This window comes from Hoeflea sp. 108 (genome assembly GCF_000372965.1).
Lineage (GTDB): Bacteria > Pseudomonadota > Alphaproteobacteria > Rhizobiales > Rhizobiaceae > Aminobacter.
In genome coordinates, this window is the sequence record NZ_KB890025.1 from 201,220 (window position 1) to 218,256 (window position 17,037).

Genomic DNA, 17,037 nt, shown 5'->3' on the forward strand with positions numbered 1-17,037 from the left:
CCATTTTGAACCGTGGTGGCGTTGGCGGCGGCACTTGGTTCTGATTCTATTTTGTGAGGGGGACGCGGATACCACTTTCAGGAGCGGTCATGATCAGAAACATTGTCCTCGCAAGTGCCGTGCTTTTCACACTCGATACATCTGCCAAGGCTGCCGATGCGGTCACCGTGGCTGCTCCCGCAAACGACTATTGGAGCGGCCTCTATGCGGGCGTTCATGCCGGCTATGGCTGGGGGCGGGCGCGAGACGTCGATGCGTCAGGCCCCGACTCCTACCGGAACATCGACGGCTGGCTCGGTGGCGTTCAGATCGGCGCCAACGCGCGGATGAACAGCTTGGTGTTCGGTGTCGAAGGAGACATCGCCGCCACCGGCATTGGCTTCTCGCAGGCCGGTGACGGCTTTAGCCTCAAGGGCAACGTCGACTGGCTGTCCACCATACGGGGACGCGTCGGCTTCACGCCGACCGATCGTATGCTGGTTTACGGGACCGGAGGCGTCGCCTTCGCGGGGTTCGATCTGGACCTCAACGGCGGCGGGCAATCCTTCGGCGGCAATGGCTTCCACACCGGCTGGGCGGTTGGCGCCGGCGTCGAAGCAATGGTGACCGACAAGATCTCGTTGAAGGCCGAATACCTCTACAGTGACTTCGGCAGCGACAGCTACAAGCTGCCTGATCCGGCCAACATTGCGCTCCGCGTCCACACTGTCAGGGTCGGCGCCAATTTTCACTTCTAGCGCAGAAGACGCGCGCTCGGCACGGCCGGGCGCGCCTCCATTCCCTGCTACGCGTACGTGTCTGCGACAAACATCGGACCGCCCTTGTGAGCGGGGAAGCCATAGCCATTGATCATCACGAGATCGATGTCGCTCGATCGTGCCGCGATGCCCTCCTCGAGCAGGGACTTGCCCTCGTCGGCCATGGCGCGCAGCAGGCGCTCCACGATCTCGCCTGATGTGAAGGTCCGCGGGACAATGCCCTTTGCGGTCCGTGCCGCCTCGATCAGGACAGAGACCGCGGGATCGACGGCCTTTTCGCCCGACGAATAGTCATACCAGCCTTTGCCTGTCTTGCGGCCGAAGCGGCCGGCCTCACACAAGCGATCGGCGATTTCGACATAACGAGCATTGGGATCGCGTGTCGCCGCCTGCCTCTTGCGCCGGGCCCAGGCGATCTCCAGGCCGGCCATGTCGTAGACGTTGAAGATGCCCATCGGGAAGCCATAGGTTTCGAGCGCGGCATCGACCTGATCAGGTGCCGCGCCGTCCTCGATCATGAACTCCGCCTCGCGGCGATAGGCCGAGAAGATACGATTGCCGATGAAGCCTTCGGTCACGCCGGAGACGATGGGCAGCTTGCCCAGCTTCTTGGCAAAGGCCAGCGCGGAAGCGAGCACGTCGGGCGCGGTCGCCCTGCAGTCGACGACCTCGACGAGGCGCATGACATTGGCCGGCGAGAAGAAGTGCAGGCCGACCACGCGTTCGGCGTGGGCGGTCGCCGAGGCGATCTCGTCCGGGTTCAGATAGCTGGTGTTGGTGGCGAGGATCGCACCGGGCCTGACGATGCCGTCGAGCCGCTGAAAGAGTTCCGTCTTGACCGTGAGATCGTCGAACACCGCTTCGACGACGAGGTCGGCGGCGGCCAGTCTGCCGGCGTCGGCTGCGACTTGGAGCCGATCAAGGCAGGCGGTGCGCGCGAGGTCGCTGAGACGGCCCGACTGGACGGCCTTGTCGAGAATGCCTGATATGCGTTCGCGCCCCTTTGCTGCGGCGTCTTCACTCTGCTCGATGCCGACGACGCGATAACCGGCGGTCAAGGCCGCAACCGCGATGCCGGCGCCCATCAGGCCGGTACCGACGATGCCAACCGTCTCGACCATGCGCGGTGCGATGCCCTCGAGCTTGCTGACCTTGCCGGCCTGCCGCTCGGCGAAAAAAACGTGGCGAAGGGCTGCCGCCTCCAGGGAATCGCGCAGGCGCAGGAAGGTGGCGCGCTCGTCGGCGAGACCGTCTTCAAGGCTCGTTTCGGATGCAGCTCTGACCAGCCTTACGGCTTCCGCCGGAGCTGCCTGCCCGCGGGCTTTGGCGAGCACTTTTTTCGCTGCGGCGTCGACCGCCGAGGCATCCGGTGTGGCGATCTGGATGCCGCCGGTGCGCCGCAGCGGACCCGAGGCCATGCCGCGCGCCAGCGCAATCGCCGTGGACATCTGGTCGGTGGCGATACCGTCGACGAGGCCGAGCCTGAGCGCCTCTTCAGGCTTCACGGTGCGGCCGCTGCCGATAAGATCGATGGCAGCTATGGTGCCGGTCAGGCGCGGCAGGCGCTGCGTGCCCCCCGCACCCGGCACGATGCCGAGCTTGACCTCAGGCATGCCGATGGATGCCGCCTCGGCGGCGATGCGGCCATGGCAGGCGAGCGCGATCTCGCAGCCGCCGCCGAGGGCTGCCCCGTTGATGGCCGCAACTACCGGCTTGCGGCAGTTCTCGATGCGGGACATGACCTCGGGGAGCGTCGGCTCGACTGGCGGCATGCCGAACTCCTTGATGTCGGCGCCGCCGACAAAGGTGCGACCGGCGCCGGTGACGACGACGCCGATCACGGTGCCCACCGCGACCGCATGGTCGACGGCCTTGACCAGCCCCTGCCGGACATGCGCCGATGTGGCGTTGACCGGAGCATTGTCGATCGTGATGACCAGCACGCCGTCGCGGATGCTGCCCGAAACGCTCTCCGAAAACCGCGTTGCGCTCATGGCTATGCCGGGATGACCGCGGTGGCCTGGATTTCGATCTTGGCGCGGTCCTCGACCAGCGCCACCACCTGCATGGCGGCCATGGCCGGGAAGTGGCGGCCGATTACGTCGCGATAGGCCTGGCCGAGACCGCGCAGGTTTTCGGTGTATTCCTTCTTGTCGGTGAAGTACCAGGTCATGGTCGTAATGTGGTGCGGCTCGGCGCCGCCGGCCTTCAGCACGGCGACGACGTTTTCCAGCGTCTGGCGCACCTGACCGACGAAGTCGTCGGTCTCGAACTGGCACTGCGCGTTCCAGCCGATCTGGCCGCCGACAAAGATGGTGCGGCCGGTTGCCGCCACGCCGTTGGCATAGCCGACAGGCTTGGCCCAGCCCTCGGGTTGCAGGATCTCATGCATCTGACGTCTCCAGGCGGCTTTCGAGCGCGGCGCGGAGGTCGTCCGGCCAGGCAAGCGATTTGTGGGTGTCGAGCGAGGTCGCGACCACGCTGTGGCGAGCGCTCCAGAGCAGGGTGCCAGCGGCCGAAACCTTGTGTTCGAGGTCGAGCGACGAGCGGCCGATGCGACGGACGAACAGCTCGAAATCGAGTATGTCGCCGTGGTAGCCCGGATGGACGAAGGTGAGGTCCAGCCGCACCGTCGGCGTGCCGATGCGGCGCTCGTCGACGAGCTGTTTCCAGGGCGCGCCGGCATCACCGAAGAATTCCTCCAGAACACCGACGAGAATGTTCAGATAGGACGGGAAATAGGCGATCCCGGAGGGATCGCAGTCGCCGAAACGCAGCGGCCTGGAGGTGCGGAAGGGCACGGGGCGCTCCTACTTCGCAGCCTTCATCAGCTCGCGGCCGATGATCAGCTTTTGCACTTCGGTGGCGCCTTCATAGATGCGCAGCGCACGGATCTCGCGATAGAGCCGCTCAGTGATCTCGCCGACGCGCACACCGCGGCCGCCGAACATTTGCAGCGCCTGGTCGATGACCCACTGCGCATTTTCGGTGGCGGTCATCTTGGCCATCGCTGCCTCGCGGGTGATCGGCAGCTTCTGCACGTCGCGGCGCCAGGCGGTGCGCACGGTGAGCAGCGACGCAGCGTCGATGGCCGTCGCCATCTCGCCCAACGTGCTCTGCGCTGTCGGCAGGTCGGCCAATGTCGCCCCGAACATCTTTCGCGACTTGGCGTGCGCAACGGCCTCGTCCAGTGCACGGCGGGCGAAGCCGAGTGCCGCGGCAGCCACCGACGGCCGGAAAATATCCAGGGTGCGCATGGCGATCTTGAAACCTTCGCCCGGTTCGCCAAGCAGTTGCGACGCCGGGATGCGGCAATTGTCGAAGCGGATGCGGGCCAGGGGATGCGGCGCGATCGTCTCGATGCGTTCGGCGATCGAGAAGCCGGGCGTGTCGGCATGGACGACGAAGGTCGAGATGCCGCGGGTCCCAGGTGCTTCGCCGGTGCGGGCAAAGACGGTGTAGACGTCGGCGATGCCGCCGTTGGAGATGAAGATCTTCTCGCCGTCAAGCACGTATGCATCGCCGTCGCGGCGGGCAGAGGTGCTCATCGCGGCGACGTCGGAGCCGGCCTCCGGCTCGGTCAGCGCGAAAGCAGAGATCAGCTCGCCTCGGGCGACCTTCGGCAAGATGGCCTGCTTGAGCGCGTCCGAGCCCGACAAGCTGATCGCGCCGGTGCCAAGACCCTGCATGGCGAAGGCGAAGTCGGCGAGACCGTCGGCATAGGCAAGTGTTTCGCGGATCAGGCAGAGCGAGCGGCTGTCGATCTGCTCGGACACGCCGCCGAAGGCCACCGGCACGCAGTTGCGCAAGATGCCGGCAGCGCCGAGTGCTTTCACCAGCTTCTTGCAGGCGCCGTCGGCGTCGGCATGATCGATGTCGCCGAGCCCGCCCTTGGCGATGAAACCGTCGAGTTCGGCTACCAACGTCTTGTGGCTGTCGGCGAAGAACGGCCAGTCCAGATGGTCACGGGCCGGCGCACCGGTCGGCATCAAATGCGCGGCCATGACTCAGTTCCCCTTGAATTCCGGCTTGGACTTGGCGGCGAAAGCCTCGAAGGCACGGCGGAAATCGCCTGTCGCCATGCAGATCGCCTGGGCTTGGGCCTCGGATTCGATCAGCTGGTCGATGCCCATCGCCCATTCCTGGTCGAGCATCTTCTTGGTCATGGTGTGCGCAAACCAGGGGCCGTCGGCGATGTCGCGGGCGAACTTCTGCGCAGCGCCCAGCAACGTGCCGCGCTCATGCAGGGCGTTGTAGAAGCCCCAGGCATGGCCTTCGACCGAGGTCATGACGCGGCCGGTGAACAGCAGTTCTGCGGCGCGGCCCTGGCCGATGATGCGGGGAAGGATGCCGCAAGCGCCCATATCGGCGCCGGCCAGGCCGACGCGGTTGAACAGGAAGGCGGTCTTCGCCTCAGGCGTGGCGATGCGATAATCTGATGACATGGCGAGGATCGCACCGGCGCCGGCGCAGATGCCGTCGACGGCTGCGATGACCGGCTGCGGGCAGGCGCGGATCTGGCGTACCAGGTCGCCGGTCATGCGGGTGAAGTCGATGAGGTCGGGCATCGACATCTTGGTCAGCGGCTCGATGATGTCGAACACGTCGCCGCCGGAGGAGAAGTTGTTCTCAGCGCCTGTCAGCACCACGGCGCGCACGTCGCTGGCGCGCGCCAGCGAACGGAACAGGTCGGTTAGTTCCTCGTAGCTCTCGAAGGTCAGCGGGTTCTTCTTCTCGGGACGATTGAGCGTGATCGTGGCGACGCGGCCGTCGGCATCGGTCTCGAACAGGAAATGCCTGGCCTTGTGATCCTTGAACGGACGCTTCTTGTCCTGCATCGGGTTGGTCATCGTCATCCTCCCAGAATTTCGCCGCCGGCAACCGGGATCGCTTGGCCTGTGATTGCGGTGGCCTTTTCCGAGGCGAGCCACAGCACCGTGTCGGCCACTTCCTCGGGGCTCACCAGGCGTCCTTGCGGATTGGCGCGGGCAAGTGCCGCGCGCGCCTCGTCCGCCGAGCGGCCGGTCTTGCCGGTGATGGTTTCCACGGCACCGTCGAGCAGGGGGGTGTCGGTGAAGCCGGGGCAGACGGCGTTGACGGTGACGTCTGTGCGGGCAAGCTCCAGCGCCAGCGCGCGCGTCATGCCGACCACGCCGTGCTTGGAAGCGCAATAGGCTGAGACGTAAGGGTAGCCAGTCAGGCCGGCGGTGCTGGCGACATTGACGATGCGGCCCTTGCCGGCGCGCTTGACCGAGGCAAGTGCTGCCTGTGTCACCAGGAACGTGCCGGTGAGATTGATGCCGATGACCCGGCTCCACAATGCCAGGTCGGTCTTGTCGAAGGGAGCCGACGGTGCTTCGCCGGCGCAATTGACCAGCACTGAAATGTCGCCGGCCTGGGCAATCGCCCTGGCGACGCCTGCCTCGACCGAATGCGTATCGGTGACGTCGAACCCGTCGAGCACAAAGGCTTCGCCGCCAGCCTTGGCGATCTCGTCGCGCACGGCTTCGAGCGGAGCGGCCCGGCGGCCGCACAGGCTGACGCTGTGGCCGTTGGCGGCGAGCGCCAAGGCGATGGCGCGGCCGATGCCGCTTCCGGCGCCGGTGACGAGGGCGTGACGCTTGGCCATGCTCATGCCTTGCCCGCAGGTGTTGCCGTCGCGGCGCGGGCGAGGTTGTTCACATATTGGGCGCGGGCCGAATGATACTGCTTCGGCCAGGCCTGCTCGGCATAACCGATCTTCGCCGCCTCATGCATGACGAAGGATGGGTCGGCGAGGTGCGGACGGGCAACCGCGCAGAGGTCGGCGCGACCAGCGGCGATGATCGAATTGGCGTGGTCGGCTTCCGAGATTGCGCCCACCGCAATGGTCGGCACCTGGATCTCGTTGCGGATCTTGTCGGAGAAAGGCGTCTGGAACAGGCGGCCATAGACCGGCTGCTCTTCCTTGACCACCTGGCCTGACGAGCAGTCGATCATGTCGGCGCCGGCGTCCTTGAACATTTTGGCGAAGATCGCCGCATCCTCGGGCGTGTTGCCGCCTTCATACCAGTCGTGGGTCGAGAGACGCACCGAGATCGGCTTGTCCTCAGGCCAGACGGCGCGAATGGCGCGGAACACTTCGAGCGGATAGCGGGCACGGTTTTCGTGGCTGCCGCCATATTCATCGTCGCGCAAATTGGTCAGCGGCGACAGGAAGGACGACAGCAGGTAGCCGTGGGCGGCGTGCAGTTCGAGGATGTCGAAGCCGAGGTCACGGGCGCGCTCCGTGGCGCCGACGAAGTCGGCCAGCACACGGTCCATGTCGTCGCGGGTCATGGCGCGCGGCATGTCGGAATGCTTGAGATACGGCAGGGCGGAAGCCGAGATCAGCGGCCAGCCACCCGAGGTTACAGGTTGGTCGATGCCTTCCCAAGCAACCTTGGTCGCACCCTTGCGGCCGGCATGGCCGATCTGGATGCCGATCTTAGCCGGTGTCTGCTGATGGACGAAGTCGACCATGCGCTTGAAAGCCTGCGCCTGCTCGTCGTTCCACAGGCCGAGGCATCCCGGCGTGATGCGCGCGTCCGGCGACACGCAGGTCATCTCCGGGAAGACGAGAGCCGCACCGCCCATGGCGCGTGCGCCGATATGGACGAGGTGGAAATCGTCGGGCACACCGTCGGTGGCCGAATACATCGCCATAGGCGACATGACGATGCGGTTCTTCAGCGTCAGGCCGCGGATCGAAAATGGCGTGAACATCGGTGGCGGCACCGAGCCGTTGGGGGCGGGCGAGACGCCGGCGCGTTCGGCGAACCAGCGCTCGAAGCCTTCCAGCCAGTCCTTGTCGCGCAGGCGCAGATTCTCGTGGCTGATGCGCTGCGAACGGGTCAGCATCGAATACATGAACTGCTCGGGCTCGAGCGTGTCGGCGTAGCGGGTGCCCACGACCTCGAACCATTCCATGGCGTTGCGGGCTGCGTTCTGGATGCGGGCGACGTCGACGCGGCGCACCTCTTCATAGGCGTCGAGCACGGCCGGGATGCTGGCCTTGTCGTGGCCGATGATGTCGAACTGGCGGGTCAGTTCGATGGCGTCGTCGATGGCGAGCTTGGTGCCGGAGCCGATGGCGAAATGCGCGGTGTGGGCGCTGTCGCCCATCAAGACGACGTGGCTTTGGCCGTTGAAGTGGCTCCACTTGTCGCAGATCAGGCGGCCAAAGTTCAGCCAGGCGGAGCCGCGCAGATGGCGCGCGTTGGTCATCAGCTTGTGGCCGTCGAGCGTGCCGGCAAACAGCTTTTCGCAGAACGCGATGGACTGGTCCTGGTCCATCTCGTCGATGCCATGCGCCTTGAACACCTCGTCGGTGGTCTCGACGATGAAGGTCGAGGTGTTGTCGTCGAAACGATAGATGTGGGCCTGGAACCAGCCGTGCTCGGTGCGCTGGAAATCGAAGGTGAAGGCGTCGAAACGCTTGTCGGTGCCGAGCCAGATGTAGCGGTTGGGCCGCATCACCATGTCGGGCTTGAAGATGTCGGCATATTTGTGCCGAATGCGCGAGTTGACGCCATCGGACGAGATGATGAGGTCGGCATCGGGGAAATCCTGGTCGCCCTGCACGTCGGTCTCGAACACCAGTTCGACGCCGAGCTCGATGCAGCGCTCCTGCAGGATGTTCAGCATCTTCTTGCGGCCGATGCCGACGAAGCCGTGCCCAGTGGTGCGGATCTTGCGACCTTTGAATACCAGCTCGATGTCGTCCCAGTGATTGAACGCGTCTTCGATCGTCTCGGCGGTGGCCGGGTCCCATTGGCGCATCGACTGCATGGTTGCGTCGGAAAAGACCACGCCCCAGCCGAAGGTGTCGAAGGGACGGTTGCGCTCGACGACGGTGACCTGGTGCTCGGGATGCTGTTTCTTCATCAGCAGGGCAAAATAGAGACCGGCCGGTCCGCCACCGATACAGACAATGCGCATGCCGTCCTCCTCCTGAAGCCGTGCGGCCAGATGGACATGCGTGCCCGACCCTGACCATGACGGCACCATGGCCGGTTTCGAAAAAAACTTCAAGCTTAAAGTTATTTTGGAAATGAAGGCGCAAAGACCCCGGCCGGCATGCGCGCGACCGGGGCAGAGGCAGAGTCCGTGAATGCTATCTGGACAGGTAAGTCGCCGTATCCATGAGTTCGCCATAGCCGAAGGCGATGGCTGCCATGACGGCGTCGTGGACCTGGGCAGCTGGCACCGTCTTGCCGTTGAATTCGAGGTCGCGGGTGGCGCAGGCATCGTGGACGACGGTCGCCTTGTAGCCGAAGTCGGCTGCAGCGCGGGTGGCGCCTTCGACGCACATGTGGCTCATCGCCCCGACGATGACGACTTCCTCGATGCCCTTGGCGTCCAGCGTTGCCTTGAGATCGGTCTCGCGGAACGAATTGACGTGGTTCTTGGTGATGACCTTCTCGCCATTGGCCGGGGCGACAGCGGCGTTGATCTCGACGCCTGGCGTACCGGGCGCAAAGATTGGCGCATCCGCGCTCTTCGAGAGATGGCGGACATGGATGACGGTGTCGCCCTTGGAGCGTGCCGCCTCTATGACCCGGGCAGCGTTGGCGGCCGCCTTTTCGATGCCGACGAGGGGCATGTTCCCGTCCGGAAAATATTCGTTCTGGATATCGATGGCGATCACCGCGCGCTTGCTCATGTCCCCGATGCCTTTGCTGTTGGGAAGGATGTTGTCTGGAAGATGCAATGGATTATGGTGCCGGCCTATTGGCGATATCGACATAACAAGGGGTGATTTCGACAAATGGCAACGGGCGACCTCATCGAGATAGGTCTGGTGTTCTTCCCTGGTGCGCAGATGTCGGCGGTGCTCGGCATGACGGACCTGTTCGAGTTGGCCAACCGCACTGCCGGGCGCAAGAGCCGGGGTGCGCCGCTCACTCGGCGATCCGATCTCGCCCGAACATGCCGCACCTGTCGCCGGCTGGCTGCGCCAGCGCCATGGTGCCGGCGGTGTGCTGGCGTCCGTCTGCGCCGGCGCCTTCCTGCTCGGCGAGACGGGGCTGTTGGCCGGGCGGCCGGTGACGACGAACTGGGTCTATGACGAGGCGTTCCGGTCGCGTTTTCCCGAAGCCAAACTCGACACCGACAGGCTGCTCATCGATGACGGCGACATCATCACCGCCGGCAGCCTGATGGTCTGGACCGACCTTGGCCTGAAACTCGTCGACCGCTTTCTCGGGCCGACCGTGATGATCGAGACGGCCCGGGTTCTCGCTCTCGATCCGCCCGGACGCGAACAGCGCTACTACAGCACATTCGCGCCGCGGCTCAGCCATGGTGACGCGGCAATCCTAAAGGTGCAGCACTGGCTGCAGGCGAGCGAAGGCAAGGACCTGGATCTCGGCAACCTGGCGGCATTGGCCGGGTTGGAGCAGCGTACCTTCCTGCGCCGGTTTCAGAAGGCGACCGGGCTGACGACCACGGAATATGGCCAGCGCCTGCGCGTCGGCAAGGCGCGGGAGTTGCTGCAATTCACCATGCAGTCGGTCGACAAGGTGGCATGGGAAGTCGGCTACGGCGATCCCGGTGCGTTCCGCAAGGTCTTTGTCCGTATCGTCGGGCTGACGCCGAGCGACTACCGCGCCCGATTTCGCGCATAGAGTGTTTCTGCGCAATTCCGGACGGAAAACGGCTGCGCACTTTTCCTGGAATTGCTCCAGCCGGTTCGATCAAGCGCCCTTGGCCAGTGACGCGACGATCGAGCGCTTCAGCTTGGCGAGTTCATCGAGTAGGATCGCGCCGTCCTTGGCTGACAGCGTGCCGAACAGGTCGCCGATCCAGTCGGCGTGTGCCGCTGCCATTTTCTCGAATTCGGCGCGGCCGAAGGGCGTCAGGGCGATGATCTGGACGCGGCGGTCAGTCGGCGAGGTGGTGCGACTGATGTGGCCGCTTTCGGCTAGGCGCTCAACCAAGACAGTGATGTTGCCGGGCGACACCATCATGCGCTTGGACACTTCGCCCAGCACCATGCCGTCCTGGGCGCGCTCGAGCTGCGCCATCAGGTCGAAGCGGGGCAGGGTGGAATCGAACTCTTCACGCAGGCGCCGGCGCACTTCGGTCTCGACCAGCGTCGAGCAGGTGAGCAGTCGCAGCCACAGGCGCAATTCGGTGCCATGATCGGCGGGCGCTTCCAGCACCTTGGTCTCGCCGTCCACCCAGCCTTCGGCGTTTGCCGTATCCTTGCGCTCTTCCATCAGCCGTCCTCGCCGCGAACCGCAGAACAGGCCGGTCCGACCGGGCTGTTGTAGGACCGTTTCGCTCGATAGTACAAGCTTGAAAGGTTCAGGCGCTGGGGATGCCGCCTGCGAGTACCGTCGAATAGGCCTCGGCGTCGATGTTGCCGCCTGAAATGACGCAGACAACGCTGCCGGTGGCATCAGGACTGGCAAGCGCTGCAGCCAGCGAGGCTGCCCCTGCGCCCTCGGCCACAACCTTGGATTTCGCAAACAGCATCCGCATCGCCGCGGTGACCTGCTCGAGGCTGACGGTGACGGCGCCGTCGATCAGCTCGCGCGCCACCGGCCACAGCTGCGGCACCAAGGACGGGCCGCCAATGCTCTTGACGAAGGACGGGAGCGTCTCGATGTCGACGATGCGGCCTGCGGCAAGTGCTGCCGTCACCGGGGCTGCGTTTTCGTCCTCGACGGCGAAGATTTTCGTTTGCGGGCGCAGCGCCTTCACGGCGCTTGCCACGCCTGACGTCATCGAGCCGCCGCCATAGGGGGTGAGCACGACGTCGACCTCCGGCAGGTCCTCGACGATTTCCATGCCGATGGAGCCGTTTCCCGACAGTACCGCCTGGTCGGTCACCGGGTTGATCAGCAATTCCGGGAAGTCGGGCCTGTCTGCGCCGATGATGTACTGCCACCAGGTCTCGAGCGAGATGAAGCGCACTTCGCCGCCGAGGCGGCGCACACCATCGATCTTGGTCTGCGGTGCGCCTGCGTACATGTAGGCGGCCATCGGCAAGCCGAGCCTGTTGGCGGCCCACGCCATGCCATAGGCCATGTTGCCGGAGCTGGTGGTGGCGACGCCATTGGCGAGCGCAGCCGCGTCGCGGGAAAGCAGCGCGTTCAGCGCCGGCCTAAGCTTGAACGCGCCGATGGGCGACAGCGTCTCGAGCTTTAGGAAAATCTGCCGGTCGGGCAGGCCGAGGTCGAGCCGGACAAGCGGTGTGCGCGGAGCGTAAGGTGCTATGCGGGCGCGCGCAGCGGCGATCTCGTCCAGCGACGGGCGGTAGGGGGCGGTCATTCGGCCGCCGACCGGGACCTGAGGCTGCCGGGGCGGGCGGCGTGCCTGCTGCCGCTGTAGTCGCCGGTGTGGACATAGACATGCAGCGTGTAGCCGATGTGGTCGATCATCAGTGCCTTGGCGCGTTCGAGGTCGCGGTCGAGCGCGGCCTCCATCAGGGCCGTATGCGGGTCGATCGACTGCGCCTCCTGCAGGGCTGCCATGGCTTCCTCGAACCCGTCCTTCTGGCCGGCGGCGGCGCGCAATGTCGGCGCGAGGCCGAGGAAACGATGATGCCGGCGCAACTGGTCTGATATTGTCGAGCGGAAACGCAGGAGCCAGCTCGACTGAGCGGCACTGAGCAGCGCCGCATGGAAGGCCTCGTGCTTCTCGTCCCAGGCGTCGACCGCCTCGTCGGAGGGGTCTTCAACTGCCGTCTTGCAGCGCGACAGGCGATAATGCGCGGTGACGACCGCTTCTTCCCAGTCGCTGCCGCCCTTTTCGATCGATTCCATCAGCAGCGGCAGCTCGACCACCATCCTGGCGCGGGCGAGGTCTTCGAGTTCGCCGCGCGACACGGAAGCAACGGTGAAGCCGCGGTTTGAAATGGCGGTGACCAAGCGCTCGGCCTCGAGCCGCGACAAGGCCTCGCGCAACGGCGTCCAGCCGACGCCATAGCTCTGACGCAGGGCGCTGAGCTTGAGCGGAGCGCCTGGCAGCAGGCGCGTGGTCAGGATATCGCGGCGCAGCAGCCGGTAGGCCGCTTCCGTTTTTGTGGAATGCTCTTCTTCATCCTGCATCGCTGTCCTCCGCAGCACCGCTTGAGACTCAGGATTATATATGATGTCGAGTCATGGCAAGAATTATATATAATCGTTTGACAGCTGCTTCAGGGTCTGCTCATCTTCTGGTCAAGCTGCTGGCGTACCGGCAGTGCTTCATTCTGGGAGGAATTCATGAAGAGCTTCAAGTCCGGCCTGCTGTCGGGCCTCATCCTGGCTGGCGCGCTCGCCACGAGCCTGAGCGCTGCCATCGCCGATCCGGTCAAGATCGGCATCGCCAATTTCGGCGAGCATCCGCAGCTCAACGCCGCGATCGCCGGCTTCAAGAAGGCGCTGGCCGAGAACGGCTTCGCCGAGGGCAAGGATGTGGTCTACACCGAGAGCCACACCAATTTCGACGCTTCGCTCGTGCCGCAGATGATCGCAAAGCTGCAGGCCGAAAACCCGAAGATGCTCTACACCATCACCACCCCGGTCTCGCAGATCGCCAAGAAGGCGCTCGCCGGCTCGGGCATTCCGGTCATCTTCGCTGCCGTCACCGATCCGGTCGCCGCCAAGCTGGTGCCGTCGTGGGAAGCTGGTGACGACGGCATGACTGGCGCCACCGATCTGCAGGACGTCGCAGCGGTGATGGAATTTACCAAGAAGCTTTTGCCGAACGCCAAGCGTTTCGGCGTGCCGTACAACCCGGGCGAAGCCAATGACGTCGCCCTGGTCGAGAAGATCAAGGAAGCCGCGCCGGCTGCCGGCTTCGAGGTCGTCGAAGTGGGTATCGACAATGTCAACGACATCCAGCAGCGCATCGCCTCGCTGGCCGGCAAGGTCGACGTGATCTATGGCCCGACCTCGAACCTGATCCAGCCGGCCATCCCGGCGGTTGCGGCTGCCGCCCGCCAGGCCGGTATCCCCGTCGTCAACGCCGACGACAACGCCGTGCGCGACGGTGTCGTGCCCGCGAGCTTCGCGGTGAACTACGAGCAGGTCGGCGTCAACGCCGGCAAGATTGCCGCCGAAGTGCTGAAGGGCAAGGATCCCAAGACCATCGCTCCGTCGCGTCCGGCCTATGAGGACCACGCTGCGACGATCTCGAAGAAGGCCATGGCTGCCTTCGGCATCGAGATCCCGGCTTCGCTCGCCGACTGCAAGTGCATCGTCGACTGATTTTCGGCTTCGTCAAACCTGGCAACGGCGTTTCACGCGCCGTTGCCATTTCGGGAGGGACGGATGCTCGAAATCCGATCTGCACGTAAGGTATTCTACAAGGGACAACCCGACGAGAAGGTTGCCCTCGACGGCCTCGACCTGAAGCTCGCCACCGGCGAATTCGGCGTCGTCATCGGCTCCAACGGCGCCGGAAAGAGCAGCATGCTCAATGCCATTTCGGGTGCGCTGGTGCTCGATTCCGGCCAGATCCTCATCAATGGCGACAACGTCACCGATCTGCCGGTGCACACTCGCGCCATGCGGCTTGCCCGCGTGTTCCAGGACCCGATGAAGGGAACCGCCGCCTCCATGACGGTGGCCGAGAACATGCTGCTCGCCGAACTGCGCAGCAAGAAGCGCAGCCTGCGCCAGGGCCTCAACGCCAAGCGGCTTGCCGACTACAGGGAGCGGCTGGCGCTGCTCGGCCTCGGCCTCGAAAACCGCCTGGACACCCGCGTCGAACTGCTCTCCGGCGGCCAGCGCCAGTCGCTGTCGCTGATCATGGCGGTCGGTGGCCAGCCCGAGCTCCTGCTGCTCGACGAACACACCGCAGCGCTCGATCCTCGCACCGCCGACATCGTCATGAAGGCGACCGTGCGTGCCGTCGAGGCGCTCAAGCTCACCACCTTGATGGTGACCCACAACATGCAGCACGCTGTCGATTTCGGTCACAGCGTCATCATGCTCGATGCCGGCAAGCTCCGCCTCGAGATCTCGGGCGACGAGAAGGCCAGGACCACTGTTCCGGACCTGATCGGCCATTTCGCCGTCAAGACCGACCGCATGCTGCTGGCGAGCTGATCACCATGGACCTTATCCAGACCATCTTTACGAGCTTCGTCGCGCTGATCCCGGTCACGCTGGCACAAAGCCTCATCCTCGCCTTCGTCGTGCTTGGCATCATGATCCCGTTCCGCACGCTGAATTTCCCCGACCTTACCAGCGAGGGCGCGTTTCCGCTCGGCGGCTGCGTCTGCGGCGTTTTGCTGGCGAGCGGTGCTTCGCCGCTGACGGCGATTGCGGTCGCCCTCATCGCCGGCTTCCTCGCCGGCTGCTGCACGGCCTTCATCCACCTGCGCTTCCGCATTCACACGCTTTTGGCCGGCATCCTGATGATGACGATGCTTTACAGCATCAACCTGCGCATCATGGGCAAGTCCAACCTGTCGGTGTTCGGCGCGCCGACCGTCTTCGACTGGGCGCCTTTCGTCCAGCCGGGCTTCCCGGTCAGCAAGATCATCGTCGCCGGCATCATCGGCGCCATCGTCTTCGTGCTGCTCAACATGTTCTTCAAGACCGAGAAGGGCACTGCCATTCGCGCCGTCGGCGCCAACCCTGACATGGCCGAGGCACAGGGCATCAATGTCTGGGTCGCCACCATCGGCGGCGTCGGCCTTGCCAGCGCATTCTCGGCCACCAGCGGCGCGCTGATGGTACAGAGCCAGGGTTTTGCCGACGTCAACATGGGTCTCGGCATCCTGATCAACGGCCTTGCCGCGCTGATGATCGGCGAAGCCATCATCGGCAAGCAGACGGTGCTGCGCCAGCTCGCGGCCCCGTTTGTCGGCGCCATCGTCTACTACCAGCTGGTTTCGCTCTGCCTTGCCGCCGGCATGCCGCCCCCCGATCTCAAGCTCGCCACCGGCCTGTTCGTGCTTGCCATGCTGGCCCTGCCGAGCCTCAAGCGCAGCCGCGGCCCGCTCCCCGCTCGCGAAACCGTCCGCGAATAACCAGGATTGTTTGACATGACCGGAATTCCCGATCTCGCCGCTGTCGAGGCGATGGATGCTGCCGATCCGCTGCGGTCGATGCGCGACCGCTTCATCCTGCCGGAAGGGGTGATCTATCTCGACGGCAATTCGCTGGGGGCTGCGACGCACGCCGCCTTCGGCGAGCTCCAGGCGGCTGCGTCCAAGGAGTGGGCGCAGGACCTGATCCGTGCCTGGAACACCGCAGGCTGGTTCGACATGCCGACCGAACTGGGCGACCGGATCGGCCGCCTGATCGGCGCTGCACCCGGCCAGACGGTGGTGTGCGACACCACCTCGACCAACATCTACAAGGTGCTGCATGCAGCCCTGGCGATGCGGCCGGACCGTTCGGTCATCGTCGCCGAGGGCAACAGCTTCCCGACCGACCTGTACATGGCCGAAGGCGTTGCCTCGACGCGGGCAGGTGCCGTGCTGCGCCTCGAAGGCGTCGATGCGCCGAGCATCGAAGAGCTGATCGACGACAAGGTTGCGGTGGTTCTCGTCAACCACGTCAACTACAAGTCGGGCGAGCTGCGCGACATGGCGGCGCTGACCAGGCAGGCCCAGGCGGCCGGCGCCCTGATCGTCTGGGATCTCTGCCACACGGCAGGTGCTTTGCCGGTAGACCTCGACGGTGCCAATGTCGATTTCGCCGTTGGCTGCACCTACAAATACATCAATGGCGGCCCGGGCGCTCCGGCCTTCATCTATGCTGCGACCCGTCACCTCGCCGATGTCAGCCAGCCGTTGAGCGGCTGGTGGGGCCATGCCAGGCCCTTTGCCTTCGAACAGGGTTATGCGGCGGACGCCGGCATCCGCCGGTTCCTGTGCGGCACCCAGCCGATCCTGACCATGCGTGCGCTCAAGGGCGCGCTCGATGTGTGGGACGACGTCGACATGCAGGCGCTGCGCAAAAAGAGCATCGCCCTGACCGACCTGTTCATCCAACTGGTCGAAGCCAAATGCGGTGCCTATGGCCTCAAGCTGGAAAGCCCGCGCGATGGCAGCAAGCGTGGCAGCCAGGTCTCGTTCGAGCATGAAAACGCCTACGCCCTCATGCAGGCGCTGATCGCACGTGGCGTCATCGGCGACTTCCGCGCGCCGGCCACGGTCCGCTTCGGCTTCACGCCGCTTTATGTCGGCTACAAGGATGTCTGGCAGGCGGTCGAGGTGCTGGAGGACATCCTTCGCACCGGCGCCTGGCAGGATGCGCGTTTCGCCGTGAAGTCGGCGGTGACGTAAGCGCCTATCATCTCGAAGCAAAAG

Annotated in this window: 16 protein-coding genes and 1 pseudogene; 6 read left to right on the forward strand and 11 right to left on the reverse strand. The window is 64.9% G+C overall.

Going from position 1 to position 17,037, the window contains the following annotated elements; all coding sequences use genetic code 11:
* The first annotated feature begins 89 nt into the window (after positions 1–89).
* Positions 90–737 carry an outer membrane protein gene (locus tag B015_RS31675; RefSeq protein WP_018430862.1) on the forward strand — a complete coding sequence of 216 codons (648 nt, stop codon included), beginning with the start codon at positions 90–92 and terminating at the stop codon, positions 735–737.
* Between the two features lie 47 nt (positions 738–784).
* On the opposite strand, the gene B015_RS0126890 is transcribed toward B015_RS31675, so the two are convergent.
* The 8 genes from B015_RS0126890 to B015_RS0126925 all read right to left on the reverse strand — a co-directional run bounded on the left by B015_RS0126890 (position 785) and on the right by B015_RS0126925 (position 9,441).
* Positions 785–2,752, reverse strand: coding sequence for a 3-hydroxyacyl-CoA dehydrogenase NAD-binding domain-containing protein (locus B015_RS0126890; RefSeq protein ID WP_018430863.1), 1,968 nt, complete (start codon positions 2,750–2,752; stop codon positions 785–787).
* A gap of 2 nt (positions 2,753–2,754) precedes the next feature.
* Complete coding sequence (locus tag B015_RS0126895; protein WP_018430864.1) at positions 2,755–3,150, reverse strand: RidA family protein; 396 nt, start codon at positions 3,148–3,150, stop codon at positions 2,755–2,757.
* A complete protein-coding gene (locus B015_RS0126900) occupies positions 3,143–3,559 on the reverse strand; it encodes a thioesterase family protein (protein WP_018430865.1) in 417 nt (138 codons plus the stop codon). Before B015_RS0126900 ends, B015_RS0126895 begins: the two co-directional genes overlap by 8 nt.
* 9 nt (positions 3,560–3,568) lie before the next feature.
* On the reverse strand, positions 3,569–4,762 hold the full coding sequence (locus B015_RS0126905) for an acyl-CoA dehydrogenase family protein (RefSeq protein ID WP_018430866.1): 1,194 nt from the start codon (positions 4,760–4,762) through the stop codon (positions 3,569–3,571).
* Between the two features lie 3 nt (positions 4,763–4,765).
* Positions 4,766–5,608 carry an enoyl-CoA hydratase family protein gene (locus B015_RS0126910; RefSeq protein ID WP_157632931.1) on the reverse strand — a complete coding sequence of 281 codons (843 nt, stop codon included), beginning with the start codon at positions 5,606–5,608 and terminating at the stop codon, positions 4,766–4,768.
* Between the two features lie 2 nt (positions 5,609–5,610).
* The gene (locus tag B015_RS0126915) at positions 5,611–6,393 is read right to left on the reverse strand and encodes an SDR family NAD(P)-dependent oxidoreductase (RefSeq protein WP_040457325.1); all 783 of its coding nucleotides are present in this window, start codon (positions 6,391–6,393) and stop codon (positions 5,611–5,613) included.
* A complete protein-coding gene (locus B015_RS0126920) occupies positions 6,390–8,717 on the reverse strand; it encodes a bifunctional salicylyl-CoA 5-hydroxylase/oxidoreductase (RefSeq protein WP_026227778.1) in 2,328 nt (775 codons plus the stop codon). Before B015_RS0126920 ends, B015_RS0126915 begins: the two co-directional genes overlap by 4 nt.
* Before the next feature lie 175 nt (positions 8,718–8,892).
* Complete coding sequence (locus B015_RS0126925) at positions 8,893–9,441, reverse strand: cysteine hydrolase family protein (protein WP_026227779.1); 549 nt, start codon at positions 9,439–9,441, stop codon at positions 8,893–8,895.
* 105 nt (positions 9,442–9,546) lie between these two features.
* On the opposite strand from B015_RS0126925, the pseudogene B015_RS31680 reads away from it, so the two are divergent.
* Positions 9,547–10,405: pseudogene (locus tag B015_RS31680) on the forward strand (helix-turn-helix domain-containing protein).
* Between the two features lie 69 nt (positions 10,406–10,474).
* Here B015_RS31680 and B015_RS0126935 read toward each other — a convergent pair.
* The 3 genes from B015_RS0126935 to B015_RS0126945 all read right to left on the reverse strand — a co-directional run bounded on the left by B015_RS0126935 (position 10,475) and on the right by B015_RS0126945 (position 12,835).
* Entirely contained in the window at positions 10,475–10,999 is a 525-nt protein-coding gene (locus tag B015_RS0126935) for a MarR family transcriptional regulator (protein WP_018430872.1), read from the reverse strand.
* An 88-nt stretch (positions 11,000–11,087) separates the two neighbouring features.
* Positions 11,088–12,056, reverse strand: a complete 969-nt coding sequence (locus B015_RS0126940) for a pyridoxal-phosphate dependent enzyme (RefSeq protein ID WP_018430873.1) — start codon at positions 12,054–12,056, stop codon at positions 11,088–11,090.
* Positions 12,053–12,835, reverse strand: coding sequence for a GntR family transcriptional regulator (locus B015_RS0126945; RefSeq protein ID WP_018430874.1), 783 nt, complete (start codon positions 12,833–12,835; stop codon positions 12,053–12,055). Before B015_RS0126945 ends, B015_RS0126940 begins: the two co-directional genes overlap by 4 nt.
* A gap of 156 nt (positions 12,836–12,991) precedes the next feature.
* Between B015_RS0126945 and B015_RS0126950 the strand changes: the two genes are divergently transcribed.
* From B015_RS0126950 to kynU, 4 genes are all read left to right on the forward strand, one after another.
* Positions 12,992–13,978: an ABC transporter substrate-binding protein gene (locus B015_RS0126950; protein ID WP_018430875.1), complete on the forward strand. Its 987-nt coding sequence runs from the start codon at positions 12,992–12,994 to the stop codon at positions 13,976–13,978.
* A gap of 63 nt (positions 13,979–14,041) precedes the next feature.
* Positions 14,042–14,821 carry an ABC transporter ATP-binding protein gene (locus B015_RS0126955; RefSeq protein ID WP_018430876.1) on the forward strand — a complete coding sequence of 260 codons (780 nt, stop codon included), beginning with the start codon at positions 14,042–14,044 and terminating at the stop codon, positions 14,819–14,821.
* Between the two features lie 5 nt (positions 14,822–14,826).
* On the forward strand, positions 14,827–15,750 hold the full coding sequence (locus tag B015_RS0126960; protein WP_018430877.1) for an ABC transporter permease: 924 nt from the start codon (positions 14,827–14,829) through the stop codon (positions 15,748–15,750).
* A gap of 15 nt (positions 15,751–15,765) precedes the next feature.
* Positions 15,766–17,013, forward strand: a complete 1,248-nt coding sequence (kynU, locus tag B015_RS0126965; RefSeq protein ID WP_018430878.1) for a kynureninase — start codon at positions 15,766–15,768, stop codon at positions 17,011–17,013.
* Positions 17,014–17,037: the final 24 nt, after the last annotated feature.